At 72.6% G+C, this 26,409-nt stretch carries 26 protein-coding genes; 8 read left to right on the forward strand and 18 right to left on the reverse strand.

Annotation, left to right across the window (positions count from 1 at the left end; all coding sequences use genetic code 11):
• Positions 1-153 precede the first annotated feature (153 nt).
• Entirely contained in the window at positions 154-1,389 is a 1,236-nt protein-coding gene (locus AOM46_RS19235; RefSeq protein ID WP_078856973.1) for a right-handed parallel beta-helix repeat-containing protein, read from the forward strand.
• Between the two features lie 49 nt (positions 1,390-1,438).
• Here the strand turns inward: AOM46_RS19235 and AOM46_RS19240 are convergent, their stop codons facing one another.
• A complete protein-coding gene (locus AOM46_RS19240) occupies positions 1,439-2,080 on the reverse strand; it encodes a TetR/AcrR family transcriptional regulator (RefSeq protein ID WP_062213561.1) in 642 nt (213 codons plus the stop codon).
• A 157-nt stretch (positions 2,081-2,237) separates the two neighbouring features.
• Here AOM46_RS19240 and AOM46_RS19245 point away from each other — a divergent pair, with 157 nt between their 5' ends.
• Entirely contained in the window at positions 2,238-3,767 is a 1,530-nt protein-coding gene (locus AOM46_RS19245) for an MDR family MFS transporter (RefSeq protein ID WP_078856975.1), read from the forward strand.
• Between the two features lie 106 nt (positions 3,768-3,873).
• Here the strand turns inward: AOM46_RS19245 and AOM46_RS19250 are convergent, their stop codons facing one another.
• From AOM46_RS19250 to AOM46_RS36110, 7 genes are all read right to left on the reverse strand, one after another.
• The gene (locus AOM46_RS19250) at positions 3,874-4,389 is read right to left on the reverse strand and encodes a hypothetical protein (RefSeq protein WP_062213563.1); all 516 of its coding nucleotides are present in this window, start codon (positions 4,387-4,389) and stop codon (positions 3,874-3,876) included.
• A 212-nt stretch (positions 4,390-4,601) separates the two neighbouring features.
• The gene (locus AOM46_RS19255) at positions 4,602-5,441 is read right to left on the reverse strand and encodes an ABC transporter permease (protein ID WP_199824005.1); all 840 of its coding nucleotides are present in this window, start codon (positions 5,439-5,441) and stop codon (positions 4,602-4,604) included.
• Entirely contained in the window at positions 5,438-6,646 is a 1,209-nt protein-coding gene (locus AOM46_RS19260; protein WP_062213565.1) for an ABC transporter substrate-binding protein, read from the reverse strand. Before AOM46_RS19260 ends, AOM46_RS19255 begins: the two co-directional genes overlap by 4 nt.
• Positions 6,643-7,425 carry an ABC transporter ATP-binding protein gene (locus AOM46_RS19265; protein ID WP_062213567.1) on the reverse strand — a complete coding sequence of 261 codons (783 nt, stop codon included), beginning with the start codon at positions 7,423-7,425 and terminating at the stop codon, positions 6,643-6,645. Before AOM46_RS19265 ends, AOM46_RS19260 begins: the two co-directional genes overlap by 4 nt.
• Complete coding sequence (locus AOM46_RS19270) at positions 7,401-8,459, reverse strand: acyl-CoA dehydrogenase family protein (protein WP_062213569.1); 1,059 nt, start codon at positions 8,457-8,459, stop codon at positions 7,401-7,403. Before AOM46_RS19270 ends, AOM46_RS19265 begins: the two co-directional genes overlap by 25 nt.
• On the reverse strand, positions 8,456-8,998 hold the full coding sequence (locus tag AOM46_RS19275; protein ID WP_062213572.1) for a DUF4242 domain-containing protein: 543 nt from the start codon (positions 8,996-8,998) through the stop codon (positions 8,456-8,458). Before AOM46_RS19275 ends, AOM46_RS19270 begins: the two co-directional genes overlap by 4 nt.
• A 255-nt stretch (positions 8,999-9,253) precedes the next feature.
• Positions 9,254-9,343, reverse strand: a complete 90-nt coding sequence (locus AOM46_RS36110; protein ID WP_370592741.1) for a putative leader peptide — start codon at positions 9,341-9,343, stop codon at positions 9,254-9,256.
• Between the two features lie 50 nt (positions 9,344-9,393).
• On the opposite strand from AOM46_RS36110, the gene AOM46_RS19280 reads away from it, so the two are divergent.
• The 4 genes from AOM46_RS19280 (at position 9,394) to AOM46_RS19295 (ending at position 11,851) form a co-directional block, all read left to right on the forward strand.
• The gene (locus AOM46_RS19280) at positions 9,394-10,002 is read left to right on the forward strand and encodes a TetR/AcrR family transcriptional regulator (protein WP_062213573.1); all 609 of its coding nucleotides are present in this window, start codon (positions 9,394-9,396) and stop codon (positions 10,000-10,002) included.
• 209 nt (positions 10,003-10,211) lie between these two features.
• Entirely contained in the window at positions 10,212-10,400 is a 189-nt protein-coding gene (locus AOM46_RS19285) for a hypothetical protein (protein ID WP_062213575.1), read from the forward strand.
• A 133-nt stretch (positions 10,401-10,533) separates the two neighbouring features.
• Positions 10,534-10,911 (forward strand): VOC family protein, encoded by a 378-nt coding sequence (locus AOM46_RS19290; RefSeq protein ID WP_062213577.1) that lies wholly within the window; start codon positions 10,534-10,536, stop codon positions 10,909-10,911.
• Positions 10,912-11,104: 193 nt separating this feature from the next.
• Entirely contained in the window at positions 11,105-11,851 is a 747-nt protein-coding gene (locus AOM46_RS19295; RefSeq protein WP_078857002.1) for a chitinase, read from the forward strand.
• Between the two features lie 71 nt (positions 11,852-11,922).
• Here AOM46_RS19295 and AOM46_RS19300 read toward each other — a convergent pair whose 3' ends face one another.
• Together AOM46_RS19300 and AOM46_RS19305 are read right to left on the reverse strand one after the other, a co-directional pair.
• Positions 11,923-12,414: a glutathione peroxidase gene (locus tag AOM46_RS19300; RefSeq protein WP_062213579.1), complete on the reverse strand. Its 492-nt coding sequence runs from the start codon at positions 12,412-12,414 to the stop codon at positions 11,923-11,925.
• A 149-nt stretch (positions 12,415-12,563) separates the two neighbouring features.
• Positions 12,564-13,844, reverse strand: coding sequence for an MFS transporter (locus tag AOM46_RS19305; RefSeq protein WP_078856976.1), 1,281 nt, complete (start codon positions 13,842-13,844; stop codon positions 12,564-12,566).
• 170 nt (positions 13,845-14,014) lie between these two features.
• Here AOM46_RS19305 and AOM46_RS19310 point away from each other — a divergent pair, with 170 nt between their 5' ends.
• Entirely contained in the window at positions 14,015-14,749 is a 735-nt protein-coding gene (locus tag AOM46_RS19310) for a type 1 glutamine amidotransferase (protein WP_062213583.1), read from the forward strand.
• A gap of 13 nt (positions 14,750-14,762) precedes the next feature.
• On the opposite strand, the gene AOM46_RS19315 is transcribed toward AOM46_RS19310, so the two are convergent.
• The 8 genes from AOM46_RS19315 to AOM46_RS19350 all read right to left on the reverse strand — a co-directional run bounded on the left by AOM46_RS19315 (position 14,763) and on the right by AOM46_RS19350 (position 23,153).
• Positions 14,763-15,737, reverse strand: a complete 975-nt coding sequence (locus AOM46_RS19315) for a bile acid:sodium symporter (protein WP_062213586.1) — start codon at positions 15,735-15,737, stop codon at positions 14,763-14,765.
• A gap of 11 nt (positions 15,738-15,748) precedes the next feature.
• Complete coding sequence (locus tag AOM46_RS19320; protein WP_062213588.1) at positions 15,749-16,483, reverse strand: MerR family transcriptional regulator; 735 nt, start codon at positions 16,481-16,483, stop codon at positions 15,749-15,751.
• Positions 16,484-16,611: 128 nt separating this feature from the next.
• Complete coding sequence (locus AOM46_RS19325; RefSeq protein WP_062213590.1) at positions 16,612-17,313, reverse strand: response regulator transcription factor; 702 nt, start codon at positions 17,311-17,313, stop codon at positions 16,612-16,614.
• The gene (locus tag AOM46_RS19330) at positions 17,306-18,580 is read right to left on the reverse strand and encodes a sensor histidine kinase (protein WP_062213592.1); all 1,275 of its coding nucleotides are present in this window, start codon (positions 18,578-18,580) and stop codon (positions 17,306-17,308) included. The genes AOM46_RS19325 and AOM46_RS19330 overlap by 8 nt, the downstream gene beginning before the upstream one ends.
• Positions 18,581-18,615: 35 nt before the next feature.
• Complete coding sequence (locus AOM46_RS19335; RefSeq protein ID WP_062213593.1) at positions 18,616-19,356, reverse strand: ABC transporter permease; 741 nt, start codon at positions 19,354-19,356, stop codon at positions 18,616-18,618.
• Positions 19,353-20,345, reverse strand: coding sequence for an ABC transporter ATP-binding protein (locus AOM46_RS19340; RefSeq protein ID WP_062213595.1), 993 nt, complete (start codon positions 20,343-20,345; stop codon positions 19,353-19,355). Before AOM46_RS19340 ends, AOM46_RS19335 begins: the two co-directional genes overlap by 4 nt.
• Positions 20,346-20,506: 161 nt before the next feature.
• Positions 20,507-21,421, reverse strand: coding sequence for an ABC transporter substrate-binding protein (locus tag AOM46_RS19345; protein WP_062213597.1), 915 nt, complete (start codon positions 21,419-21,421; stop codon positions 20,507-20,509).
• A gap of 40 nt (positions 21,422-21,461) precedes the next feature.
• Positions 21,462-23,153: an ABC transporter substrate-binding protein gene (locus tag AOM46_RS19350; RefSeq protein WP_062213599.1), complete on the reverse strand. Its 1,692-nt coding sequence runs from the start codon at positions 23,151-23,153 to the stop codon at positions 21,462-21,464.
• 293 nt (positions 23,154-23,446) lie between these two features.
• Between AOM46_RS19350 and AOM46_RS19355 the strand changes: the two genes are divergently transcribed.
• Entirely contained in the window at positions 23,447-26,398 is a 2,952-nt protein-coding gene (locus AOM46_RS19355; protein WP_062213601.1) for a glycoside hydrolase family 2 TIM barrel-domain containing protein, read from the forward strand.
• Positions 26,399-26,409: the final 11 nt, after the last annotated feature.

Genomic DNA, 26,409 nt, shown 5'->3' on the forward strand with positions numbered 1-26,409 from the left:
CGGTATTGTCCGCGTACCGCGCTGAATTGTTCTGTTTCTCGCCCCTACGCTTCCCCTGCATACGGCCCGAACGGGCGGGGACGGGACCCCCGCCCACCCCGCCGGCCCGGCGGAGTACCCCCACTTCGGTTGCCGGTCAGGAGAGTTGAACCCATGTCACCACACCGTGCCTCCCGAGGAACCCGAGGAACCCGAGGAACCCGTCGTCGCCACGCGGCGGTTGTCGCCGCGTCGCTGACCGGCGTGCTGGCCGCCTGGACGCTCGGCACCACCACGGCGGGCGCCGACGACTCGGCCGTCGGAACGGCGGAGGACACCCTCCATGTCGCGCCCGACGGCACGGACGAGGCGGCCGGCACCGAAGCGGACCCCACGACGCTCACCTCGGCGATCGACCGCGTCTCCGCCGGCGGGACGATCTATCTGCACGGCGGCACCTACGCGTTCGCGGAGACCGTCACCCTGGAGGCCGGCAACGACGGCACGGCGAGCGCCCGCACCACGCTGACCGCCTACCAGGACGAGACCCCGGTGCTGAACTTCTCCGCCCAGGAGGAGGATTCGGCCGCCCGTGGACTCGCCGTCAACGCCTCCTACTGGCACATCTACGGCATCGTCGTGGAACACGCCGGCGACAACGGCATCTTCGTCTCCGGCAGCGACAACATCATCGAGCGCACGGTGACCCGCTTCAACCGGGACTCCGGGCTCCAGCTCTCCCGCGCGACCTCCGACACCCCGGAGAGCGAGTGGCCGGCCAACAACCTGATCCTGAGCGCCGAATCGCATGACAACGTCGACTCCGACGGCGAGGACGCCGACGGCTTCGCCCCCAAGCTCACGGTCGGCCCCGGCAACGTCTTCCGCTACACCGTGTCGCACAACAACATCGACGACGGCTACGACCTCTACACCAAGTCGGACACCGGCGCCATCGGGGCGGTGACCATCGAGAACTCCCTCGCCTACGAGAACGGCACCCTCAGCGACGGGTCCCAGGCGGGCAACGGCGACCGCAACGGCTACAAGCTCGGCGGCGAGGACATCGGCGTCGACCACACCATCCGCGACAACATCGCCTACGACAACGGGAAGCACGGCTTCACGTTCAACCGCAACACCGGGACGATGGACGTCTCGGGGAACGTCAGCATCGGCAGCGCCGAGCGCAACTTCAACTTCGACGGCGGTTCCTCGGTGTTCCGCGACAACGTGTCCTGCGACAGCGGATCCAACGACCGCACCATCGGGGACGTCGACGACTCCAACCAGTTCTGGTCCGGGGACAACGGCCCCGCCTGCTCCTCCTACGCCGGGGAGCTGGACTGGTCCTTCGCCGACGACGGCAGCCTGGTGGTGACCTTCGGCGGGAGCCGCGTCCTGGGGTGAGCCGGCACAGCGCGACATGGCGGGCCCGGGCCTTCGACCCGGGCCCGCCTCATGTCACGACCTCGGCTGTCACGACCTCGGCGCCGCGCACCGAGTCCATCGCGGAGTCCAGCAGATCGGCCAGCGCGCCGGGCTCGTTCCCGCAGGCGTGCGAGATGGCGGCCTGGAGACAGGCGAACGCGGCGCCGACCGTTGCGCGCAGCACCACCGGGTCGGCGGCCCGGCCCCGGGCGGCGGCCCGTTCGGCGAGCCGCCCGGTCATCCGCTGCTGGATGCCGTCGAGCCGCTGCAGGTAGGGCGCCAACAGTCCGGGCGTGGAGTCGACCAGCCGTTGCACGGCCGTGCCATGACCCCGCACCTCGGGATCGGCCAGCTGCTCGGTCACCACATCGAAGGCCCGGCGCAGCGCGACCCAGTCGCTCTCCGTCTCGGGACGGGCGGAGAGCCGGGCCAGCAGATCGTGGCCGAGCCGGTCGTAGTTGTCGAGGACGATGTCCTCCTTGGACGCGAAATAGCGGAAGAAGCTGCGCTGGGACATTCCGACGCCGGCGGAGATCTGGTCGACGGTGGTCTCGTCATAGCCCCGGGTGAGAAACAACTCCTCGGCGGTGCGGCTGATCCGCGCGCGGACCTCGTCGCGTGCGATGGCCCGCGTGATGGCCCGTAACCCCGGCCCGCGTCCCGTTTCCATGCCGGGACGATAGCAGCCGCCATGTTTGACAGTCGCTGACAGCGAGGACGTAAGCTTTCCCGCCGGGGGGTCCCAAGTGTGCCTTCCCGTGCCCGCATTCGCTCGGCCGAGTCCGAGTCCACACGGCTGCCCGCCGTCTTCCGCACCAAGGACCCCTATGGAACCCGTCCCGCAGCAGCCCGGCCCGGACCTGGACAAGGCCGACGATTCGATGTCCCCCGCGGTCGTCCTCGTGATCGGGGTGCTGCTGGCCGCCTCGTTCGTGATGATCCTCAACGAGACCGTCATGGGGGTGGCCCTGCCCCGCCTGATGGAGGACCTGGAGATCCCCTATGCCACCGGGCAGTGGCTGACCACCGGGTTCATGCTGACCATGGCCGTGGTGATCCCCACCACCGGCCTGATCCTCAAGCGGTTCTCCACCCGCGCGGTCTTCGTCACCTCGATGTCGCTGTTCACCGTCGGCACCGCCCTGTCGGCCGCCGCGCCGGGCTTCCCCGTGCTGCTGGCCGGCCGGATCGTGCAGGCCGCCGGCACGGCGGTGATGCTCCCGCTGCTGATCACGACCGTGCTGACCTTTGTGCCGGCCTCCCGCCGTGGCCGCACCATGGGGCTGATCTCCATCGTCATCGCGGTGGCGCCCGCCGTCGGCCCCAGCTTCTCCGGGCTGATCCTGGAGGGCTTCAGCTGGCGCTGGATCTTCCTCTTCGTGCTGCCCGTCGCCGCCGTCGCGCTGGTCATCGGCACGGTGAAGATCACCAACATCACCACCCCGACCAGGGTCCAGTTCGACGTGGTGTCGATCGTGCTGTCGGCCGTCGCCTTCGGCGGCCTGGTCTACGGGCTGAGCAGCATCGGGGAGGCCGCCGAGAGCGACACCCCGATACCCCCGGTGGTGCCGATCGTCATCGGCGCCCTCGCGCTCGCCGCGTTCACCGCCCGCCAGCTGCAACTCCAGCGCGACGCCGACCGTCAGCCCCTGCTCGACCTGCGCCCGTTCCGCACCCGCTCGTTCTCCATCGGCCTGCTGATGCTGCTGGTGTCCATGGGCGCGCTCTTCGGCACGCTGATCCTGCTGCCGATCTACCTGCAGAACGTCCGGGACCTGACGACGCTCCAGACCGGCCTGGTCCTGCTGCCCGGCGGCCTGGTGATGGGCCTGATCGCCCCGATCTCGGGCCGCTTCTACGACCGTCTCGGGCCGCGTCCGCTGGTGATCCCCGGTGTCCTGACCGTCACGCTGTCCCTCGGCCTGATGCAGCTGCTGGACACCACCAGCGCCACCTGGCTGGCCATCCTGGTGCATGTCGTGCTCAGCGCCGGCCTCGGAATGCTGATGACGCCGCTGATGACCTCGTCGCTCGGTTCGCTGCCGGCCGACCTCTACTCCCATGGCAGCGCCATCCTCAACACGCTGCAGCAGCTCGCCGGCGCCGCCGGGACGGCCCTGTTCATCACCGTGATGACCAGGGGCGCCACCAGGTCCGCCGAGGACGGGCTCGATCCGGTCGCCGCCCAGGCGTCCGGGATCAGCGACGCCTTCCTCTACGGGGTGGGTCTGGCGCTGGTCGCGGTGGCGCTGTCCTTCCTGGTGCGCCGGCCGCCCACCGACCCCGGCGTCACCGGGGCCGGCGGTCAGCCCGATCTGGACACCGAGGCACCCGTCCCCGCGCCCACCTCGCACTGACCACCGATTTCCCTGCGCAGGCACCGAACGGCGCTTTCCCCCGACCCATGTCGGGGGAAAGCGCCGTTTCGGCTCGGTCGGCTTTTCCGGCCGGCCGAGGTAATCCCTACGGGAGGGCGTTGAGATCCACGCTCTGGCCCGCGAGGCTTTCGACCTTCTGCAGGCTCTCGTGTCCCGCGTCCCATTCGAGGGTCACCGTGTCACCGGACAGCCGCAGATTGACGTGCTTGGTCCCGATCTGCTCGCAGGTGAAGAGCACCGGCTCCCAGTCGAGACCGCCGGCGATGCCGGCCTGCTGCCGGCAGACCTCGCCCGACTGGGCGTTGGTGTACAGGACGCCGGTCGTCGTGGTGTAGAGAACGATGCCGTTGGACTCCCAACGGGCGTACCAGTCCTCGTTGCCCTCGATCTGCGGCGGCCCGTCCGCCGGCCCGTCGGCGGGGGCGTCCTCGTCCGGTCCCCCGAAACCGCCGGTGGTCTCCAGATCGAGATCGCCCGCGTCGAAGTCGGGCAGTTCGGGGCCGCCCCCGCCGAGCCCCGAACCACCCTCGTCGTCGTCGCAGCCGGTGAGCAACATGGCGAACGCGACAGCGGCCACCGGTGCGATCAGTCGTATGCGCACAGCTATTTCCCCCGTTATCCCTATGAGTCGGATCGGTTTGCGGACTCGAACATAGTGAATGGATCAGGGGAAATCCAATCGAGCGGGGGCCCGTTCCGGAACGGTTACCAGCTGGTCATCGTCAGAGGATTAAGAAAGCGCCGAGAAAGCGTCGAGAAAGTTGGAAGAAAGAGTTTCGCGATAACGGGAAAGCGGGGTTTGGGATGGTGAAATCAGTTGCCGGCGGCCCCGTTCCTTCGGCGCGGGGTGAGCAGCCGCTGGGCGAGGGAGTCCAGCAGATAGCCCAACAGTCCGATGACCAGGATCACCGCCATCAGCTGGTCATAGGCCAGCTGATCGCGCGCGTTGAGGATCTGGTAGCCGAGCCCGGAGGCCACGCCCAGCATCTCCGCCGGCACCAGGACCACCCAGGCGACCCCGAGGGCCAGCCGCAGCCCCGTCAGCACATGGCCCCTGATGGCCGGCAGCACCACGCTGACCACCACCTCGGGACGGCTCGCGCCCAGCGAACGGGCCACCAGCAGATGCCCGGGGTCGACCGCCCTGACCCCGGCGGCCGTGTTGATCACCACCGGCCAGACCGTGGCGGCCGCCACCAGGAAGATCACCGGCGGGCCGCCCACCCCGAACACGGCCACCGCAACCGGCGCCCAGGAGAGCGGCGAGATCATCCGGAGGAACTGGAAGACCGGCCGGGTGGCCCGCTCCGCCGTCGACGAGAGGCCCACCAGCAGCCCCACCGGCCAGCCCACCACCACGGCCAGCAACAGGCCGACCAGCAGCCGGGACAGGCTCGCGCCGATGTCCTCCCAGAGCACCCCCCGGCTCGCCAGGTCCCCGATCGCCGGGACCGCGTGCTGCGGGGCGAAGGACGACAGCAGCGGATCGTCGCCGACCAGTACATCGGTGACCAGCCACCACACCGCCACGGCGACCACGATCGCCGCCACCGGGGGCAGCCAGCGCGCCCCCGGTGTCCGGCGCGCCTCGCCCGCCGGCGCGGCGCGGTCCGCCACCGCCACCGGAGGGGCCTGGGAAGGGATCTCGCTCACGCGGGGTTCACCTCTTCGATACGGGTCAACTCGGCCGGCAGGCCGAAGGTTTCGGGACCGCCCAGCGCGTCGAGCGCACGCCGGACGAACCGGTCGTCCACCAGATCGCCATGGACGGCCGATGGGTCGAGGGAGTCCAGGAAGCCGGTGTCCCCGTCCACCCGGGTGGTGCGCATCGCCTCGATCAGCCGCTCCGTGAAGCCGGGGAAGGGGAACGGCCGGAAGTCGATGCGCTCGCCGTGCCAGTCGGGGCGGCGTAGCGCGCCGGACTCGGCATAGGGCGCCGCGGGATAGGTCAGCGCCCTGGTGATGGCGGGCAGCGGCTGCGGCAGATAGCCGCCGGTCGACAGCAGCGTCGCCGTCTCCTCGCGGTGCTCGCCGGCCCACCGCTGGGCCTGGCTCAGCGCGTGCAACACGCCCTGGATCCGCTCGGGTCGACCGTCGATCAGCGAGCCGTGGCTGAGCACGGCACAGCAGGCGTGGTCACGCCAGACGTCCCCGACGAACCGCAGGACCCGCCCCACGCCCCTGGCCTCGGCGGCCGCGTTGAACGGATCGGCCACGATATAGCCGCCGATGGTGCCCACATGCAGCGCGGGCAGCATGTCGGCCGGGCTCATCACCACCAGCCGCACCGTGCCGTCGGCGCGCGACGGGTCACGGCGGATGACGGGGCGCAGGCCCGCGCCGCGCAGCATCTCCTGGAGCACGATGTTGTGGATGGACCACCAGTAGGGGATGGCCACGCTGGTGCCCGCCAGCTCCTCCACGCCGCGCACGGACGGCGCCACGGTGAGCGCGCTGCCGTTGGTGTGGTTCCAGGCCAGCACCTTGACATCGGCGCCCAGCCGGTAGCGCAGCTGCACCGCCAGCGGCATCAACAGATGGACCACATCCACCTGTCGGGTGGTGAACGCCTCGGCCAGCGAGGCCCAGCTCCGGAAGAGCACGGGCCGGGCCACCGGGACGCCGGCGTCGTCGAACAGGCCCCGGCCGTGGGCCAGCAGCAGCGGGGAGGCGTCGGTGATGGGCAGATAGCCGATGCGCAGCGGCCCGTCGGGGCGCCGCCCGCCGGCGCCGCCGTGCCGGGCCAGATCGGCGGCGGCGGCCACGCCGGCGCCACCCACCAGGGTGGCGGCGCCCAGGGACGCCGCGCCGCGCAGCAGACCGCGCCGGGTCGGCTCGGTGCCGGGAAGGTGGATCATCGGGCCGCCACCCCGCTCGTGTCGGCCCCGACCACATCCGTGCGGTAACCGGCCAACACCCGGGCGCGCAGCGGGAGATCGCCCACCTCGGCCCGGTCGGCCGGCGGCTGGTGCCGCCAGCTGTCGGCCACCCGCCCCGAACCGTCGAGCAGCGCGATCCGGTCGCCCAGATAGAGCGCCTCGTCCACATCGTGGGTCACCAGGACGACGGTCAGCCGCAGCGCCGCGACGATCTCGCGCAGCCAGTCCTGGAGCGCGGCGCGGGTGGACGGGTCGAGCGCGCTGAACGGCTCGTCCAACAGCAGCACATCCGGTCGCACCGCGACCGCCCTGGCCACCGCGACCCGCTGCGCCTGACCGCCGGAGAGCTGGTCGGGATAGGCGTCGCCGAGCGCGGTCAGCCCGAATCTGGCCAGCAGCTCCTCGGCCGCGCCGGCGTCGAACCGCCCCCGGTTGGCGCGGTAACGCTGCCCGAGCCGAATGTTCTGACGGACCGTCAACCAGGGCAGCAGCAGGGGCTGTTGGAAGACCACCCCGGTGGGTGGCCGGGGCCCGGCCACGCCGTCGCCGGCGGGCCGCTCCAGCCGGCCGGCGTCCAACGGCTCCAGGCCGGCCAGCACCCGCAGCAGGGTGGACTTCCCGCTGCCGCTGGGGCCCACGACGACCAGGAACTCGTCCCGGTCCACCGTCAGATCAAGACCGTCGAGCACGGCCCTGGCGGCCGGCGCGCGGCCATGGCGCTTGATCGCGCCGGTCAGTCGAACTGCGACAGTTCCCACCGGAGTTGTCCTTCCGTCGGTGACTGGATGGGCAGAAAGGCGGCCTCGCGCAGTCGCCGGTTGGTCGCGCTGCCGACGGCGAAGCCGGCGCCGCCCAGCACGGTCGACTCCAGGCGGGTCGCGAGGCCGGCGGCGTGTGCGGCGTCCAGCCGCAGCCGCAGCAGCGTCGGCCGGTCGGCCAGGTGCGGCGCGGCGGCCAGCGCGTGCAGCCGGGAACGCGCGCTCGCGTGGGCGGCTTCGGCGGCCGTCGCGTCCTCGGCGAGGGTGGCGTTCGCGCCGGTCAGCCGCCCGTCGGCGGCCCGCAGCGCGGCGCCGGCCAGCCCGACGCAGAAGGCGCTCTGCAGCAGCAGGAAGGTGGGCCGCACCCGGCCGACAAAGGCCGGCAGTTCGTCGGCGAGCACCGCATCGGCCGGCACCCGCACCCCCTCCAGGGTGAGCGCGGACGAGGCGGTGGCGCCGAGCGCCAGCAGCCTCGGCGGCTCGTGGGCCCGCACCCCGGGGGTGTCCGTGGTCAGCCCGACGACGGCCCGCCGGTCGTCGTCGAGACGCACCGGGAGGATCAGCAGCGCCCCGGGGAAGAGGTTGGAGGCCCAGCGCACCGGCCCGTCCAGCCGCAGCCCGCCGGGCTCCCGCCGCGCCCGCACCGGCACCGGCTCAAGACCGGCGACATCGCGCAGCGCCGGCGCCAGCGCGGTGCAGCCGACGCCGTCCCCGGCCCGCAGCCGCGCCGCCCAACCGCCGGCGAACGCGCCGGGCCGGCCGATCCGGAGATAGGTGTGGGCCATCAGCTGCGCCCAGAGCGAGAATCCTGAGCTGAGGCAGCAGGCCGACACCTCCTCCACCAGCCGGACGCCGCTGGTCAACGGGGCCTCGCCGCCGTCCGGGGCCGCCTCGGCCAACAGGCCGCGCTCGCCGAGCCAGCGCAGCCCGGCCCTGGTGTCGTCGGCACCCGAGTCGAGCGCGGGGGCGCGCTCGGCGAACCAGGAGCGCAGCGGCTCGACGGCTGTCCCGGCTGTTCGCGGCGCGGTGCTCATCGTTCCCCCTCGGTCGGCGCCAGCGCGTGCAGCCGGTCCACCGGCGTCGACACGGCCTCCCGGGCCCGCAGCACGTCCGCCTCGCCGGGGGCGTCGTAGAAACAGAGGCACTTGACCATGTCCTCGCGCACATAGGTGCGCAGAAAGCTCACCTCGGGGACCTCGGCATAGCGGGGCGCGTTCGCCTTCTTGCGGGCCAGATAGCTCTCCATGTCGAGATCGGCCGGCAGATCCCACTCGACCAGATAGCCGGCCTCCGGGCGCGCCGCCTTCACCTCGGCGAGTTCCGCGCCCACCAGCCGCACCGGGTCGGGCCCCGACACCATTGCCCCGGCCGGGAGTCGGGCGGCGCGGACGGCGCCGGCGACGACGTCGGCGGTGGCCGCCTCGGCCACCAGGAAGACGCGTTCCGCGCCCCGGGTCACCTGTGCCTCGACGATCTCGCCGCCGGCGCGCGCGACCACGGCGCCGAGCGCGTCGATCGCCTCGGCGGCCCGGTCGGGACGGCCGGTGGTGACCTCGAACAGGTAGAGCGGCATGGGGTGTTCCCTTCCTCGTGAATGGGGCAGGCACGGGCCTGACGTGCCGTCAGGACCGGTGTCCGGTAGGGGGTTTATGGCGCGCCCGGGGGTCGGCAGCACCGGCGGGCCCCGGTGCGGGGCGCGAACGGGGGCCGCGACACGGCTGGTTGGGGTGCGGCGGATCGGGTGCGGCGGCGAAACGTCGGCGCGGTGGCCGGAAACGGGCGCGGCCGATGAGAACGCGGGCGCGGCCCGGAGAGACGGGCGCGCGGGTCAGCGCCGGGCGCCGCCCGGGCGACAGGCGGCGCTCTGCACACGCTGGAGGTCGACGTGGAGGCGTCGGACCAGCGGGGAGTGCGTCATGCCGGGGACTCTAACGGATAGACCGATCGGTCTGCATCTATTCTTGCCCCATGGCTTCCCCATCGACGCCCCCCACGTCCTCGTCCGTCACCCGCCGCCCCGACAGGGGGCTGCCGGCGGAACGTCTGATGGCCGCGGCGGAGCGGCTGTTCCTGCTGGAGGGCATCAGGGCGGTCGGCATCGAACGGCTGATCGCCGAGGCCGAGGTCGCGCGGGCCAGCCTCTACCACGCGTACGGCTCCAAGGACGGTCTGGTGGTGGCCTATCTGGATCGGCGCGACGCCCTGGACCGGGCCGCCTGGAGCAGCGCCGCCGACCGGGTGGAGGGGCCGGTGGCACGGCTGTTGACGCTCTTCGACCTGGCCGAACGGGGCGCCCCCGGCCGGGGGTACCGGGGCTGTCTCTATCTGAACGCGGCCACCGAGTTCCCCGACCCCGACCATCCGGTGGCCCGTTCGGTCGCCCGGCACCGTGCCTGGCTGCGGACGATGCTCACCGACGAGCTGACCGCCGCCGGGGTGCCCGACCCGGCGGGGCGGGCCGCCGTCGTGGAACTGCTCTATGACGGGGCGCTCGCCGGCTCCAAGTTCAGCGGCTCGACCGCGCCGATCGTCCTGGCCAGGGAACGCGCCCGCGCGGTGGTGGGGGGCGCCGACTGATCGAGCGGCGGCCGGGGGCGGTTGACAGTGCGGCGAGGTGTTGGCTACAAATGCCCCCAGCGTCGCGTGCACCCGGCCAGGAGACCGCCGTGGGCATGGAGGCGCCGAAGCATCAGGATGATCTTGCTGACATCCCACGAACGCCTGAGAGCGTTCGGCAACCAGTCGATCGACACGCGTTCCCGGCTCCGTGAGCGAATCGCAGAGCCGTGCGCGGACGTGACGCCACCACCGCCCCCGAGGGCGGCTCCGACGGTGGCGCCCGGTTCCGGGAGTCGCGCCCCCAGCGCCTCGCCCTCCGTCCCGCGCCGGACCGCCGCCTCGCCGGCGGGGGCGCCGTCGCGTTCCCCGAGATCGCCGAGCGGTTTCCCGAACCGCGCCCGGAGCCGGGGGAGTAGCGCCTCGTCCCGCCCGGCCAGGACCGTTCCCCGCCCGCCCCTCTCCTGATCTCCTGGCCGACGGCGTCCCCGGCCGACCCGGCCGCGCCTCGCGCACCCACCACATCATCATTCGCACCGAGGGAGTTCCCGCATGCCCGCAGCCTTCAACCACACCATTGTCGCCAGCCGTGACCGCGAGGAATCCGCCCGGTTCTTTCGGGAGTTGTTCGAGCTGGAGGATGCGCCGTCCTGGGGCCCGTTCGTCAACCTCCGCCTCGAAGAAGGGGTGTTGTTCCAGTTCGCCGAGCCGCCCGTCGAGGAGATCCAGCCGCAGCACTACGCGTTCCAGGTGGACGAGGAGCAGTTCGACCGCACCTATGCCCGCATCCGGGAGCGGAACATCGAGCACTGGGCCGATCCCCGGCGGACCCGTTCCGGCGAGATCAACAACGACCACGGCGGGCGCGGCGTCTACTTCCTGGACCCGGCAGGACACTACATCGAGATGCTGACCGGCGCCTACGTCTGACCGTCGCCGATCCGCCCGCCGCCCCAACGGCGGGCGGACGGCCGGCGGTTCGGTCGGCGGTTCGGGACATGGCCGGCGGCCCGCCCGGGATTGGTACAGACCAAACCCTTGACACTCCGTTGCCCGACTTCTTCAATCACTCTTGGTTCCCCCCGCGTGACTCCGCATCACCCCAGGAAGGATTGACATGGGCATGCTTAACAGATGGCGGCGTACCCTCCGCACCGTCGGCCTGCTGGCCGTCGCCATGATGCTGGCCGGACTGGCGAACGCGCTCCCCGCCGCGTCGGCGACGGCCGCCGCCGACGATCCGTCGGCCCAGGCGTTCCCCGTCTCCGAGGCGCAGTTCAACGAGATGTTCCCGAACCGGAACCCGTTCTACACGTACCAGGGCCTGACCGCCGCGCTCAGCTCCTACCCCGACTTCGCCAACGCCGGCGGCGAGACCATCGCCCGCCGGGAGGCCGCGGCGTTCCTCGCCAACGTCAGCCACGAGACCGGCGGCCTGGTGCATGTGGTGGAGCAGAACACAGACAACTACCCGCACTACTGCGACTGGAGCCAGCCCTATGGCTGCCCCGCGGGCCAGGACGCCTACTACGGCCGGGGCCCGATCCAGCTGAGCTGGAACTTCAACTACAAGGCCGCGGGCGACGCCCTCGGCATCGATCTGCTGGGCAACCCGTGGCTGGTGCAGAACGACTCGGCCGTCGCCTGGCGCACCGCGCTCTGGTACTGGAACACCCAGAGCGGACCCGGCACCATGACCGCGCATGACGCGATCGTCAACCAGGTCGGCTTCGGCGAGACCATTCGCGCCATCAACGGCTCGATCGAGTGCAACGGTGGCAACCCGGGCCAGGTGCAGAGCCGGGTGGACATCTTCCACCGGCTCACCGGCATCCTCGGCGTCGACCCGGGCGGCAACCTCTACTGCTGACCGACCGCGCCCGACACCGGGCCGGCCCCGCGTCCCGCCTCGCACGGGCGGCACGCGGGGCCATGGGCGGCTCAGCCGGGGAGGTGCGCCTCGATGGCCGCCACCAGCTCCTCGCCCTCCGGCTCGGTGCGCGGCCGGAACCGCCCCACCGTCTCGCCCTCGGGGGACACCAGGAACTTCTCGAAGTTCCACTGGACGTCGCCGGCCTCGCCCTTGGCGTCGGCCGTGGCGGTCAGCTCCGCGTAGAGCGGGTGCTGGTCCGAGCCCCTGACCTCGATCCGCTCGAACATCGGGAACGTCACCCCGTAGGTCGCTGAGCAGAACGTGCGGATCTCCTCGGCCGATCCCGGCTCCTGACCGGCGAACTGGTTGCAGGGGAAGCCGAGCACGGTGAAACCCCGCTCCGCGTACCGCTGTTGCAGCTTTTCGAGCCCGGCGTACTGCGGCGTCAACCCGCAGCGGGACGCCACATTGACGACCAGGAGCAGCTTGCCCCGGAACGCGTCGAGCGAGCTGTCCTCCCCTTCGAGCGTCCGCAACGGGATGTCGTACAGCTTCGCCATGATGTCTCCCTCTTGTCGTCGTGGGATGCCCCCACACCCGCGTGATCTCCCAACGCTCGGGCATCCCCTGGTGTTTCCGCCGGGGCGGGTGGAACAGGTGGGACGAGTGGAACGGTGAACGGTACGCCGCCGGTCGGTCGATCGGCCGTTCAGTCGATCTGCCGGTCGCGGCCGGCGAACACCCCGGCGGCGATCTGGAGCAGCATCAGCAGCGCCATCACCGCCAGCGGCAACCGCCAGCCGTCACTGTGACCGTAGAGCACGCCCACCAGGAGCGGTCCGGGGATCGACAGAAGATAGCCCATGCCCTGGGTGAAGGCCGACAGCCGGACCACCGTTCCGCCGTCCCTGCCGCGCAGCGCGATCATGGTGAGGGCGAGCGGGAACGAGCAGTTGGCCACGCCCAGCAGACAGGCCCACAGCCAGGGCGCGGTCGCCGGGGCCGCCCAGAGCCCGGCATAGCCGGCCAGCCCGAAGAGCCCCAGCGCCACGGCGATGCCGCCCTGTCCCGACAGCCGGCCGGCGACGGTGCCGAGCGCGAAGGACAGCGGAATGCCGAGCACCGAGGTAAGCGCGAAGAGCAGTCCGGCGCTCTCGGCGGAGAGCCCGGCGTCCCGGTAGATCTGCGGCAGCCAGCCGATGATCACATAGGCGGCGGTGGCCTGGAGACCGAAGTAGACGGCGAGCGCCCAGGCCGTCGGGGACCGGCTCAGCCGGGTGCGCGCCGGCGCCCCGTCCCGCGGTGCCTCCGGCGGTGCGGCCCGCTGCGGGTCCTTCGGTGCGGACGGGCCCGTGGCCGTGCCGGTGGTGGCCCGGTCGCGGGCCAGCGCCAGCCAGGGCGGCAGCGCGAGGACCGCCAGCAGCGCCCAGGAGCCGAGGCCGACCCGCCAGTCGCCGAGGCTGTCCGCCAGCGGGACGGTGACGGCGGCGGCGGACGAGGCGCCGACGTTGAGCGCCATCGAGTAGGCGCCGGTCATCGCGCCGACCCGAGCCGGGAACCGCTCCTTGACGACGACCGGCAGCAGCACGTTGGTGACCGCGATGCCCGCCAGCGCGACCACGCTGAGCGCGATGAAGACCGCGCTGTTGCCGGCCAGCGGGCGCAGCGCCAGGCCGGCCACCAGCACCAGCATGCCCGCCAGCACCACCGGATCGGGACCCCGGCGGCGGGCCAGCGGCGGGGCGGCGAAGCCGACCAGGGCGAAACAGGCCGCGGGCATCGCGGTGAGCAGCCCGGCGAGCCCTGCGCTCATCCCGAGACCGGCCCTGGTCTCCTCCAGCACCGGGCCGAGGCTGGTGACCGTGGGACGCAGGTTCATCGCGGCGAGCAGCAGGGCCGGGACGGCGAGGCGGCGCGTCCACACGACCGACCGGGACACCTCGGGGCGCGGCCCGGTGAGGCGCGGTCTCGCCGCGTCTGGGGAAGGCATCCCTCGATCGTATAGTGAGCGCTCGCACGCCAGGCGCGGTCTCCGGCCCGCCCGGGGCCGGTCCGGGGGAGAATCCCAACTCACGCCCGGACGCGTCGTGTTCGGGCGCCGGGCCGCCCCGGCGGCCCCGTTCGTCCGAACCGAGGACTACCAAGGAAGGCGGTGGGCCCGTGGCCCCGCAGACCGTTTCCGCGCCCCGTGTGCTGCTGGTCCGCAACCAGGAACAGAGCGGCGGAGGGCGGCTGTTGAGCTGGCTGCCGGCGGACGGGCTCGACCTCGTCCAGGTCGAGGGCCCCCACGCGCCCGACACCCCGGAGGGCTATGACGCCGTGGTGCTGCTCGGCGGCGGGTTCCTGCCCGACGACGACGCCCGGCGCCCCTGGCTGGCCGGCGAACGGCGGCTCGCCCGCCGGGCCGTGGCCGACGGCGTGCCGCTGCTCGGCATCTGCCTGGGCGCCCAACTGCTGGCCGCCGCCCATGGCGGCACGGTGGAGGGAGACCACGGCATCCCCGAACGCGGCTCCCACCGGGTCACCCGACGCCCCGAGGCCGACGACGACCGGCTGCTGCGTTCGCTCCCCGACGCCTTCCCCGTGATCCAGAACCACCGGGACCAGATCACCGTGCTCCCGACCGGGGCGGTCCATCTGGCGGAGAGCCGGCGCTGTCCGGTGCAGGCCTTCCGGCTGGGCGAGAGCGCCTGGGGAGTGCAGTTCCACCCGGAGGTCGGCGCCGAGCGGCTGGCCCACTGGAACGTGGCCGCGCTCGCCGACGACGGCTTGGAACTGGGCGCCCTGCGGGCCGAGGCCGAGACGCGCGAGCCGGAATCCGCCCGCGCGGCACGGCGGTTGGCGGCGAACTTCGCCACGGTGGTGCACGAGCGCGCCGCCGCCGCGCGCACCTGAGCCGCCCGGCCGGTCAGCGGCGCAGGGGCAGCAGCCGGGGGACGGCCCGGACATAGACCACCATGCCGACCACCTCGACCAGCGTCTGGGTGACCACCACCACGGCGGCGATGGCGAACGCGTCGGGCAGCGCCAGCGCGAGCGGCAGCACAACCAGGGAGTTACGGGTCGCGCCGGTGAAGACGACGGCCCGCCCGTCCGCCGGCGCCAGCCGGAACAGTCGGGCGACGCCGACCCCGACCGGGGCCATCACCACCAGGAACAGCGCGTAGAACGGCACCACGGCGGCCACGTCGGCAAGGCTCTCGTCGAGTTTGGGTACCTGGGAGGCGACCACGGTCAGCAGCGTGGCCGCCATCAGCGGCACCATGGCCACGCCCAGCGCGTCCACCGTCCGCCGACCGACCGGACGGGCGGCCGCCCACGCCTGGGTGAGCCAGGCCAGGGCCAGCGGAATCGCGATCAGGACGACGAACGCCTCGACAAACGGGCCGGCCTCGACCACATCCGCCAGCTCCGAGCCCAGGAACAGGAAGAGGAAACCGGGCAGCAGCAGCATCTGGGCGAGCAGCAGCAGCGGGGTGGCCGCCAACAGCCGCTGGCTGCTGCCCCCGGCCAGCCCGCTGAAGACGATCACATAGTCCACACAGGGGGCGAGCAGCACCAGCAGCACCCCGAGCCGAAGCGCCCGGTCGTCGGGCAGGAAGACGAACATCGCCGCGACCACCAGGGGGACGGCGACAAAGTCGACCACCAGCGCGGCGGCCAGAAACCGGCCGGCCCGCAGCGAACGGACCAGCTCGGCGGCCGGCACCTGGAGGAACGTCACATACAACAGCGCGGCCAGCACCGGGTTGATGGCGTGTTCCAGTCCTGGCCCCGCGTCCGGCGCGGCCAGGCCCACCAGCGCGCCGGCGGCCAACGCCCCCACATAGACCGCGACCTGATGCCGTTCCATGCCCGCGACCAGGCCGGATGACGGTGACATGACGCGCTCCTCTAGGCGGGGAAGGCGGGGAAGGTGGGCGGCGGACCGAAGAGCGCGGCGAGCTGTTCCTCGGCCTCCGCCGGCGCGGTGACCTCAAGGCGCAGCTTCGGCCCGTCGAGGCGCAGGAGGAAGTCGAAGAACGGGCAGCACCGCTGCTCGGCGGCGGCCAGCGTGGCGAGATCCCCCGCGGCGCCGGCGGGCAGCAGCAGGCGCAACCCGCCCTCGATCGGCTCGCGTTCGGCCCCGGCCAGCAGATCACGCCACCGCCGGGCCCGGTCCTTGGCCTCCGCGCCGGTCAGCGAGCAGGCCACCGGCACGGCCGCGCGCGGCTCGGGGGCGGCCGCCGGGGCGGTGGCAAGAAAGGTGCAGCCGGGATCGCACCGTTCGCTCCGGTCGGGCAGCGCGTCCAGTTGGGCCAGCGCCCGGTGCAGCGCGGCGACAAACGCGGCCAACTCCGCCGCGCGCCCCTCGGCCTCCGCGATCCGTGCCGCGACCCGGGGCCTGAGGTCGGCCTTCACCTCCGCGCAGGCTCCCGACTCCCACACGGCCAGCAGTTCGGCGATCTCGTCGAGCGCGAGCCCCAGGCGTTTGGCGGCGCCGATGAACGCCAGGCGTTCCATCGCCTCGGCACCGTAGCGGCGGTAGCCGGCCGGGGTCCGCTCGGCGGTCAGCAGCCCCGAGGACTCGTAGAACCGCAGCGTGGTGGCCGGTACGCCGGAGCGCTCGGCCAGTTGGGAGATCAGCATCGTGCTCACGCCGCGACGTTAGACCTTCGACCCGACTCGAAGGTCAACCGGCCCCGGCGGGCCGGCGGCGGCCGGGAGATCCGGCGGTCCCGGAGCGGTGCCGGCCGCCGAGGACGACACCGCGTCGGTCATCCCTCGTCCGTGGGGTGTCGGCCCTCGTCCCGTTCGTCCCCGGCGGGTAAGCCGAGGATGCCCCGCTCGTAGGCGGTGGCGACGGCGGCGGCCCGGTCGTTCGCGTCGAGCTTGGCGTAGAGGTGTGCCAGATGCGTCTTGACGGTGGCCTCGCTGATGAAGAGCCGCCGCGCGATCTCCCGGTTCGGCGTGCCCCTGGCCACCAGCATCAGGACCTCGCGTTCCCTGGCGCTCAACGGCCGCCGTTCGGCCGGGCCCCTGGGGTTGCGCATCTGGTGCATCAGCCGGGAGGCGACCGCGGGGGAGAGCACCGTGCGGCCCTCGGCCGAGGCCCGCACGGCGGCGAACAGCTCCTCGCGCGGCGCGTCCTTCAGCAGATAGCCGGTGGCGCCCGCCTCGATGGCGGGCAGCGTGTCGGCGTCGCTGTCGTAGGTGGTGAGCACCAGGACCCGGCACGGCAGCCCGCGCGCGGTGATCGCAGCGATGGCCGCCACCCCGCCGCCGCCCGGCATCCGCAGGTCCATCAGCACCACGTCGGGCCGGAGCCGTTCGGCCAGCTCGACCCCGGCGGGTCCGTCGGCGGCCTCGCCCAGCACGGTGAACCCCGGCACCGAGCCGAGGATGCCGCGCAGCCCGTCCCGCACCACGGGGTGGTCGTCCACGATCAGCACGGTGATCGGCGCCGTCCGCTCAGCCACGGCGCACCAACGGGACCCGGGCCGAGACGGCGGTGCCGCCGCCCGGCTCCGTCTCGACGGCGACCGCACCGGCCAGCCGCGCGGCGCGGGACCGCATGCCGTGCAGCCCGAAGCCGTGTCCTGGGACCTGCCCGGCCGACTCGGCGGCCGGGCTCGGCGGGACGAACCCCCGACCGTCGTCCCGTACATCCAGGCTGACCTCGTCGTCCATATAGGACAGGGTCACCCCCACCCGGGAGGCCCCGGCGTGGCGCTCCACATTGGTCAGCGCCTCCTGCGCGATCCGCAGCAGCGTGGCGGCCACCTCGGGGTGCAGCGGCTCGGCCGGACCGGTGACGGAGAACGCGGCCGGCACGCCCGCCTCCCGTGACCACTCCGCCGTGGTCTTGGCCAGCGCGCTGGGCAGCGGATCCTGGTCGAGCGCGACGGGGCCGAGATCGTGCACCGAACGGCGCGCCTCGGCGAGCGCGTCACGGGCCAGGGCGGCGGCCCGCTCGATGCGCTGGTCCTTCTCCGCCGGCCGTGCCTCGACGGCGGCCTCCAGCTGGGTGACGATCCCGGCCAGCCCCTGGGCCAGGGTGTCGTGGATCTCCGCCGCCAGCCGGCGGCGTTCGTCCAGCACTCCCGCCTCCCTGGCCTGCACCAGCAACTGGGCGTGCAGCCCGGCGTTCTCGTCCAGTGTCTGCGCCAACCGAGCGTTGGCGCGGCCGAGTTCGACGATGGTGGCCTCGTTGGCCCGGGTGCGTTCGGCGTCCTTCAGGGTGAGCCGGCTCAGGATCAGCAGCAGCCCGATGTGCACGGCCAACAGCGCGCCGAACAGCACCCAGCCCAGCCAACCGTCCGGCGGCAGCCCGCCCGACTGGGAACCGGCCATGGTCACGGCCGTGGCGATCAGCCCCACCCGCGCCCACCGGGGCGGCAGCAGCTGGTGCGCGTCGAAGTAGCCGAGCGTGGCATAGACGGCGAAGAGCGGGTTCAGCCAGGTCAGGGCCGCCGCCAGCACACTGCGCACGGTGTAGTGGAACGCGCCGCCGGACGCCGACGTCCCCGCCCGGCGGCTCCGCAGCGACCAGCGGATCTGCTCGGCCAGGGTCAGCGCGCCCAGCGGCCAGACCAACCACCGTTCGGTGGCCGTCATCAGGGAGTCAGCGCTCAGCCACGCCAGGAGGGCGCCGAGCGCCAGGAGCGGAAACGGGCCCCAGCGGAAGAAGGCGCCACCGCTCACCCGCGGGGCGCTCTCGCCCTCCGCGACGCTCTCGTTCCGCACGGCCGCCCTCCCCTCACTCCCGGCGCACCGCCGGCTCACTCCCAGCGGAACCAGCGGGCCGCCGCCGAGGTGGCCAGCACGGTCCAGGCCACCAGCACCCCAAGATACGGCCAGGACGGCCAGTCTCCGACAGCGGCTTCGTCCAGCGCCAGGGACGCGGCGCCGAAAGGTGTCCAGGCCACCGCCCACTGCACGGCGTCCGGCAGCACCGTGATCGGCACATAGACCCCGGAGGCGAAGAGCATCGGGAAGAACAGCGTCATCCCCAGCGCCTGCGCCGCCTTGACGGTCCTGGCCAGGGCGCTGACCAGCGCGCCCGTGGCCAGCGCGGCCGACACGGCCAACAGCACGACCAGTGCGTAGCCCGGCACCTCGCGCGGCAGCGGCACGTCGAACACCAGCCGGCCCAGGGCGATCACCAGGATCCCGGAGATCAGCACGGCCACCGCGTGCACCACGAGTTGGGCGCCGAGCAGCGCGCTCGGCCGCGCCGGGGTGGCGTGCAGCCGCCGCAGGATGCCGCGCTCGCGGTAGCCGCTGAGGACCACCGGCATCGCCTGCAGGCTCGCGAGGACCATCGAGGTCAGCAGCGCGATCGGCACATAGAGATCGATCACCCGGCGGCCGTCCAGATCCTCGCTCACGTCGCGGAACGCGGGGATCAGGCCGAGCACGCCGAGCAGCAGGGCGGGGAAGAACAGGATCCAGAAGACGCTCGCCGGCTCGCGCCCGAAGAGCCGGACCTCGGACCGCAGCAGGGCTGTTGACGCGCTCATCGCCGCGCCTCCGTTTCCTTGTCGCCCGCGTTCCGGCCGTCGGCGCCCGGGCTGCCGTCGGCGCTCTGGTCGTCGGTCAGCTCCAGATAGGCGTCGTCCAGGGTGGACTCGGTGATGCGCAGCTGTCCCGCGGTGATCTGGCGCCGCGCCAGCAGCGAGAACAGCGCGTGCGAGGTGTCGTCGGTGCCACGCAGTTCGATCCGGCCGCCGCCGTCGTCCTTCCGGCCCGTTCCGCTGACGCCGACCGTGCCGGGCAGCGCGGCCAGTTCGGTCAGCTCGTCGGCGTCCGGCGCCCGGGACGGGTAGAAGGTGATGACGACGGTGCCCGGGCGGCTCCTGATCAGCCCGGCCGGGCTGTCCACGGCGGTGATCCGGCCCCGGTCGATCACGGCGACCCGGTCGCAGAGCCGCTGCGCCTCCTCCATCACATGGGTGACCAGCACCACCGTCACGCCGCCGTTTCTGATCTCCTCCACCAACTCCCAGGTGGCGCGGCGGGCATGGGGGTCGAGCCCGGTCGTCAACTCGTCCAGCACCACCACACGCGGGTCGCCCAGCAGCGCCAACGCGATGAAGAGCCGCTGCCGCTGGCCGCCGGAGAGCGCGCCGAAGCGGACCTTCAGCCGGTCGGTGAGGCCGAGCCGTTCGGCGAGCGCCCGCCAGTCCGCCGGCCGCCGGTAGAAGGCGCTGTGCAGTTCCAGCGCCTCGCGCACGGTCAGCTTGGCCTGGAGTTCGCTGGACTGGAGCTGCACGCCGAGGAGTTCGGTGACCTCCTGGTGCTGGGAGACCGGATCGAGCCCGGCCACCCGCACCTGCCCGCCGTCCGGCACCCGAAGACCGGACACGCATTCGACGGTCGTCGTCTTCCCCGCCCCGTTGGGGCCGAGGACGCCGAAGACCTCCCCCTCAGCGACGGTGAAGCTGACCCCGTCCACGACGGCGCGGCCGTCGTAGACCTTCCGCAGCCCGTCGACTTCGATGATCGTCATAGGTCGAGCCTTTCGCCGCCGCCCCGGTCGGCACATCCCCCGACCGGCCAGGGCCGCCATCGGCCGATCGGATGATGGCGGCCGCCGTCCGGAACCCCCTCGACGTCGACGCGCGCACCAACTCCGCCCGGCCCGCCGGTGGTTCGGGCCCGGGGCGGCGTTCACGGGAACGGGCGCGCCTCGTCCGCCGTCACCGGGGCGCCGACCCGCGCCCCGTGCAGCAGCCGGGCCAACACCTCGGCGCCCCTGACCACCCGGGGCCCCGGCCGGTTGAAGTACGCGGGGCCGTCGAGCACCCAGACGCGCCCGGCCCGCACGGCCGGCAGCGCCGCCCAGCCCGGCAGGCCGGTCAGCAACTCGGCCTCGGCCAGGGTCCGTTCGGGCGGGAAGCCGCAGGGCAGCACCAGCAGCACCTCGGGCGCGGCGGCGCGCACCGCCTCCCAGGTCATCGGCCGGGTGTGCGCGCCCGGTTCGGCCAGCAGCGGTTCGCCGCCGGCGGCCGTGATCTGTTCGGGCACCCAGTGCCCGGCCGGCCAGAGCGGGTCGAGCCATTCCACCGCCACCACCCGGGGCCGCGGCCGGCCGGCGACCGCGGCACGGACCGCGGCGAGCCGGTCGAGCAGCTCGCCCCGTCGCCGCTCGGCCGTCTCCCGCACGCCCAGCAGCTCGCCGACCGTGACCAGATTCGTCAACACATCGTCCAGCGTGCGGGGTTCCAGGCTCAGCACCCGGGTCTCCGCGTCCAGCAGCCGGACGGCCCGGCTCACCGGGGCGTAGGAGACCGCGCACACCTCGCACAGGTCCTGGGTGAGCACCACTTCGGGGCGCAGCGCCGCGAGCGCGTCGGTGTCCAGGGTGTAGAGGGACGACCCCGAGTGCGCGGAGCCGCCGACCGCGTCGGAGATCTCCCGGCTGCTGAGCCTGTCCTGGTCGAGATCGGCGGCCGTCACCACGGGCACCCCCTCAAGCTGGTCGGCCGGCCAGTCGCATTCGTGGGTGCGGCCCACCAGCCGTGCGGCGAGCCCGAGTTCGGCGACGATATCGGTGGCCGCCGGGAGCAGCGAGACGATGCGCATCCCACGACTCTAGGCCGTGTCCGACACCTCTCCCGATCGGTCAGGACCCGTCGGCCGGCGTGAGGTTCTTGAGGATCTGGCTGGCGTCCGGGCTCTGCCACAGGGCCGGGAAGGCATAGAGATCGTCCTCGGCGGGCCAGCCGGTGAACTTCTCCGACTGCCAGACGCTGACCGTGCCGTTCAGCAGGACCGGGATATAGGGCATGTCCCGTTCGACGGTGGTCTGGATGACGTCGAGGTGCGGCTGACGCGCCTGTTCGTCGGTCGGGTCGAGGTGGCTCAGCTCGTCGATCGCCTGCTCCACGTCGGGGTTGACATAGCGCGCGAAGTTGGTGTTGGCGGTCTCGCCGACCGGGGCGGTGTTGATCTCCGAGAAGAAGTAGGCGTACTGCCAGTAGGGGTCGGCGGTGGGCCCCGGGGAGAGGGAGTCGATGATGAGCTGGTAGTCGCCCCGGCTCTTGGCGTCGGACCACTCGTTCCAGGAGGACTGGTCCACGATCAACTCGACGCCCACCTCGGCCAGTTGCTCGGTCAACGTCTGCAGGGTGGCGATGTAGTCCGTCCAGCCGGATACCACCCGGACGGAGACGGAGAGCCGTTCGCCGTTCTTCTCGTAGAAGTCGCCGTCACGCTGCCAGCCGGCCTCCTCCAGGATCGCGGTGGCATGTTCGGGATGGGACTCCATGGGGGTGACCTGGTTCTCCAGGTCGGCCGAGACATAGTCGCGCTCGGGCAGTCCGAAGCCGGGCGACATCGGGGCGCCGATGTGCTGGAACGCCAGCGCGTTGATGTGGTCGCGGTGCATCGCGTAGTAGATCGCCTGCCGCACGGCCGGTTCGGTCTGCGGTCCCTCGCAGCCCATCTCCTCACTGGCGCAGGCGCCCAGCACCACCTGGAAGGTGTTGGCGATCAGCGCCTCGTAGCCGGGGTAGACCTCCTCCACCCGGTCCAGGCTGGGGATCGGGCTGGTCAGCCAGTCGACCTCGCCCGCGCTGACCGCGTCGGCCCCCGCCTGGTTGCCGGAGAGCGACACCGATCGGATGGTCCGCACGGCCGGTTCGCCGCCCCAGTGACCGGGGTTGGCGACCAGGGTGAACGCCTGTGGCTTGAACTCGTCGAGCGTGTAGGCGCCGGTGCCGACGGGCTCCGTCATGGTGTCGGTGGTCGGGTCCTCGATGCCGCCCCAGATGTGTTCGGGGACGATCCAGGTCCGGCCGAGCAGGTTGGCGACGTCCATATAGGCGGGCGCGTCGAAGGCGACCGTCACCGTGGCCGGATCGACGACGGTGGTCTCGCCGTCGAAGCCGATGCTGTTGATCGCGTCGTACTCGCGCAGCATGTCGAAGGTGAACTTCACGTCGTCGGCGGTGAACTCCTCGCCGTCGGACCACTCCACGCCCTCGCGGAGCGAGATCGACAGCTCGGTCCCGTCCTCGTTCCAGGAGTACTCGGTGCCCAGCAGCGGGACGGGGTCCTCCTGGCGTGCGGTGTTCAGGAAGAACAGCGGCTCGAAGATCGTGCCCGCGCCCTCCAGCTTGGTGGGGGAGTACGGGTTGAAGTTGGCCTGGAAGTCGGTCGAGGCGCCGCTGAACACGACGATGGTGTCGGTCGCGCTCGCGCCGTCGCCGCCCTCGTTCGACGAGCCGCCGCCGCATCCGGCGACCAGCAGGGCGCAGAGCGCCCCACTCGCGGTGGCCGCGCGGAAGCGGCGGGATCTCAAGGCTGGGGACATGTCGCTCCCTCTCTCGGACGCCCCTCCCGGGGCGTTGGGCGAGCCGCCCGGGCCGGGATTCTTGGCCCTGGGCGGGGCGGGGTCAACAGCCGTGGCAGGCCACCGGAAGGACCGTTGCGGAAACGCAACTGACTGAACAGCTTTCAACAGCTTTTGGCCTATTGCTTTCCAGTGCAACAGCAACTGGCCGGAGCCGCCGGGGGATCGGCGCCCTGGACAGGGCATCGGGGGGCACATAGATTTTGGCGAGAAGCCAACGTGCGCGCACGCCCCGCGCCGGGAAGAGGGAGAACATGCACCACCGGCCCCAGGGCGAGGCGTCCTTCGACGCCCTGCCGTACCCCGAGAACCCCACCCCGGCCCCCGGCGTCCTCCCCGCCCGGAGCTGGTGGTCCACCTCGGACGCCGCCCGCCACTCCCTCAACGGCGACTGGGACTTCCGGCTCGCCCCGACCGCCGACGGCACCGGGCCCGCGTTCCCCCGTGACGACCCGTCCGTCACCGCCGGATGGGACCGGATCACGGTGCCGGGCCACTGGGTGCTCCAGGGCCATGGCGCCCCCGCCTACACCGGCGTCGCCTATCTGTTCCCCGTGGACCCGCCCCGCGTTCCGACGGAGAACCCGACCGGGGACCACCGTCGCGTCTTCGATCTGCCGGACGAGTGGCCGGACGGCGGCGAGAGCGTGCTGCGCTTCGACGGGGTGGACTCCTGCGCCCGGGTCTGGCTCAACGGCACCGAACTGGGCACCTTCCAGGGCAGCCGGCTGCCCCACGAGTTCGCCGTCGGACACCTGCTGCGCCCCGCCGGCAACGTGCTGGCCGTCCGGGTCCACCAGTGGTCGGCCGGCAGCTATCTGGAGGACCAGGACATGTGGTGGCTGCCCGGCATCTTCCGGGACGTCACCCTCCTCCACCGCCCCCAGGGCGCGCCCACCGACCACTTCGTCCACGCCGACTACGACCACACCACCGGCCAGGGCACCCTCCGCGTCGACAGCGACGCACCCGGCCGCGTCCTCGTCCCCGAACTCGGCCTCGACCTGGCCACCGGCGAACCCGCCACCGTTCCCGTCCACCCCTGGTCCGCCGAGACCCCACGCCTCTACACCGGCCAACTCCGCACCGAGGGCGAACGGATCGAACTACGCATCGGCTTCCGCACCGTGCGGATCGAGGACGGACTGCTGAAGGTCAACGGCCGGCGGATCCTCTTCCGTGGCGTCAACCGGCACGAGTTCCATCCGGAGACGGGCCGCGCCCTGGACCCGGAGACCATGCGCGAGGACGTGCTGCTGATGAAGCGGCACAACATCAACGCCGTGCGCACCAGCCACTATCCCCCGCACCCGGCGTTTCTCGACCTCTGTGACGAACTGGGCCTGTGGGTCATCGACGAGGGCGATCTGGAGACCCACGGCTTCTGCTGGATGCCCGACTGGCGCGGCAACCCGGTGGCCGACCCCCGGTGGAACCCGGCCCTGCTCGACCGGGTGCGGCGGATGGTCGAACGCGACAAGAACCGTCCCTCGGTGGTGATCTGGTCGCTGGGCAACGAATGCGGCAGGGGCGAAGGGCTCTCCACGATGGCCGCCTGGGTCAGGGAGCGGGACCCGTCCCGCCCGGTGCACTACGAGAACGACGCCGACTACCCGGACAGCGATATCTACTCCCGGATGTACGCCCCGCACGACGAGGTGGAACGCATCGGCCGCCGCGAGGAGGAGCCGCTGGCCGATCCGCGACGGGAAGCGCACCGCCGTTCGTTGCCGTTCCTCCAGATCGAGTACGCCCACGCGATGGGCAACGGCCCCGGCGGACTCGCCGACTACCAGCGGCTGTTCGAAACCTACGAACGGCTGCAGGGCGGCTTCGTCTGGGAGTGGATCGACCACGGCCTGGCCACTCGCACCGACGACGGCAGGACCTACTTCGGCTACGGCGGCGACTTCGGCGAGGAGGTGCACGACGGCAACTTCGTCTGCGACGGACTGCTCTTCCCCGACCGCACCCCCTCGCCCGGGCTGCTGGAGTACAAGAAGGTCATCGAGCCGGTCCTGATCGCCGGCAACGCGGCCGGCGGCACGGTGACCATCCGCAACGGCCATGACTTCGCCGACCTCGGCCACCTCGCCTTCACCTGGAGCTATGCCGTGGAGGGGCGGGAGATCGCACACGGCGAGCTGGACGTCCCCCCGTTGGCCCCGGGCGAGTCCACCGAGCTGGCGCCGCCCCCGGCGCCGGCCGAAGCCCCCGCCGGCGAGGCCGTCCTCACGGTGCGCGCCCTGCTGGCCACCGACACCGCCTGGGCCGACGCGGGCCACGAGGTGGCCTGGGGCCAGCTGACGGCGGTGCCCCGGCCGGCCCCCACCCCCGCGCGCGGCCCGCTGGCGGCGCCGCGCCGGGACGGCGAGCGGATCGCGCTCGGTCCGGCGACCTTCGACGCCGGCAGCGGCCGGCTCACCGCGCTGGCCGGACTGCCGCTGAGCGACGGCCCCCGGCTGGACGTCTTCCGCGCCCCGACCGACAACGACCGGGGCATGCACTGGGAGAAGGACGCCCAGATCAGCGTGGTGTGGGAGAAGCACGGGCTGCACCGGATGCGGCACCGCACGGACGCCGTCGAGCTGACCGGGGACGCGCTGACGGTCCGCACCAGGGTCGCCCCGCTCTCCCTCGACCTGGCTTTGAGCACCGTCTACCGCTGGACCGCCGACGCCGAGGACGCGCTGCGGCTGACGGTCTCCGTCCGTCCCGAGGGCGACTGGGCCTGCCCGCTGCCCAGGCTCGGCGTCCGACTCGGCCTGCCGGCGGCGTTCGGCCGGGCCACCTGGTACGGCGGCGGCCCCGACGAGTCCTACCCCGACACCGGGGAGGCGTCCAGGATGGGCCGGTTCGCCGCGACCGTGGACGAGTTGGGGACGCCCTATGTCCGCCCGCAGGAGAACGGCGCCCGCGCCGACGTGCGCTGGGCCGAGCTGCGCGACGAGGCCGGCACGGGGCTGCGGATCGAGGCCGGCGCCGAGCCGTTCTGGTTCACCGCGCGGCGCTGGACCAGCGAACAGCTCGCCGCCGCCGAGCACACCGTCGACCTCACCCCGGGCGACACCGTCTGGGTCAACCTTGACCACGGACAGCACGGCATCGGCAGCCAGTCCTGTGGCCCCGCCCCGCTGCCGCGCTACCACCTGGCGGTGGAGCCGGCCGAGTTCGGCTTCCTCTTCCGCGCGCTCGGGCGGGAGTGAGGGGCCAGGTC

The organism is Streptomyces sp. NBRC 109706 (genome assembly GCF_000974485.1).
Taxonomy (GTDB): Bacteria; Actinomycetota; Actinomycetes; order Streptomycetales; family Streptomycetaceae; genus Streptomyces.

Coding starts and splice junctions, on each gene's coding strand:
- AOM46_RS19240 (WP_062213561.1), bottom strand. CDS start 2,080: ATGGAAACGGGACGCGGGCCGGGGTTACGGGCCATCACGCGGGCCATC.
- AOM46_RS19315 (WP_062213586.1), bottom strand. CDS start 15,737: ATGTCACCGTCATCCGGCCTGGTCGCGGGCATGGAACGGCATCAGGTC.
- AOM46_RS19355 (WP_062213601.1), top strand. CDS start 23,447: ATGCACCACCGGCCCCAGGGCGAGGCGTCCTTCGACGCCCTGCCGTAC.
- AOM46_RS19245 (WP_078856975.1), top strand. CDS start 2,238: ATGGAACCCGTCCCGCAGCAGCCCGGCCCGGACCTGGACAAGGCCGAC.
- AOM46_RS19260 (WP_062213565.1), bottom strand. CDS start 6,646: ATGATCCACCTTCCCGGCACCGAGCCGACCCGGCGCGGTCTGCTGCGC.
- AOM46_RS19235 (WP_078856973.1), top strand. CDS start 154: ATGTCACCACACCGTGCCTCCCGAGGAACCCGAGGAACCCGAGGAACC.
- AOM46_RS19320 (WP_062213588.1), bottom strand. CDS start 16,483: ATGCTGATCTCCCAACTGGCCGAGCGCTCCGGCGTACCGGCCACCACG.
- AOM46_RS19275 (WP_062213572.1), bottom strand. CDS start 8,998: ATGCCGCTCTACCTGTTCGAGGTCACCACCGGCCGTCCCGACCGGGCC.
- AOM46_RS19350 (WP_062213599.1), bottom strand. CDS start 23,153: ATGTCCCCAGCCTTGAGATCCCGCCGCTTCCGCGCGGCCACCGCGAGT.
- AOM46_RS19280 (WP_062213573.1), top strand. CDS start 9,394: ATGGCTTCCCCATCGACGCCCCCCACGTCCTCGTCCGTCACCCGCCGC.
- AOM46_RS19300 (WP_062213579.1), bottom strand. CDS start 12,414: ATGGCGAAGCTGTACGACATCCCGTTGCGGACGCTCGAAGGGGAGGAC.
- AOM46_RS19295 (WP_078857002.1), top strand. CDS start 11,105: ATGCTTAACAGATGGCGGCGTACCCTCCGCACCGTCGGCCTGCTGGCC.
- AOM46_RS19290 (WP_062213577.1), top strand. CDS start 10,534: ATGCCCGCAGCCTTCAACCACACCATTGTCGCCAGCCGTGACCGCGAG.
- AOM46_RS19345 (WP_062213597.1), bottom strand. CDS start 21,421: ATGCGCATCGTCTCGCTGCTCCCGGCGGCCACCGATATCGTCGCCGAA.
- AOM46_RS19335 (WP_062213593.1), bottom strand. CDS start 19,356: ATGAGCGCGTCAACAGCCCTGCTGCGGTCCGAGGTCCGGCTCTTCGGG.
- AOM46_RS19270 (WP_062213569.1), bottom strand. CDS start 8,459: ATGAGCACCGCGCCGCGAACAGCCGGGACAGCCGTCGAGCCGCTGCGC.
- AOM46_RS19340 (WP_062213595.1), bottom strand. CDS start 20,345: ATGACGATCATCGAAGTCGACGGGCTGCGGAAGGTCTACGACGGCCGC.
- AOM46_RS19305 (WP_078856976.1), bottom strand. CDS start 13,844: ATGCCTTCCCCAGACGCGGCGAGACCGCGCCTCACCGGGCCGCGCCCC.
- AOM46_RS36110 (WP_370592741.1), bottom strand. CDS start 9,343: ATGACGCACTCCCCGCTGGTCCGACGCCTCCACGTCGACCTCCAGCGT.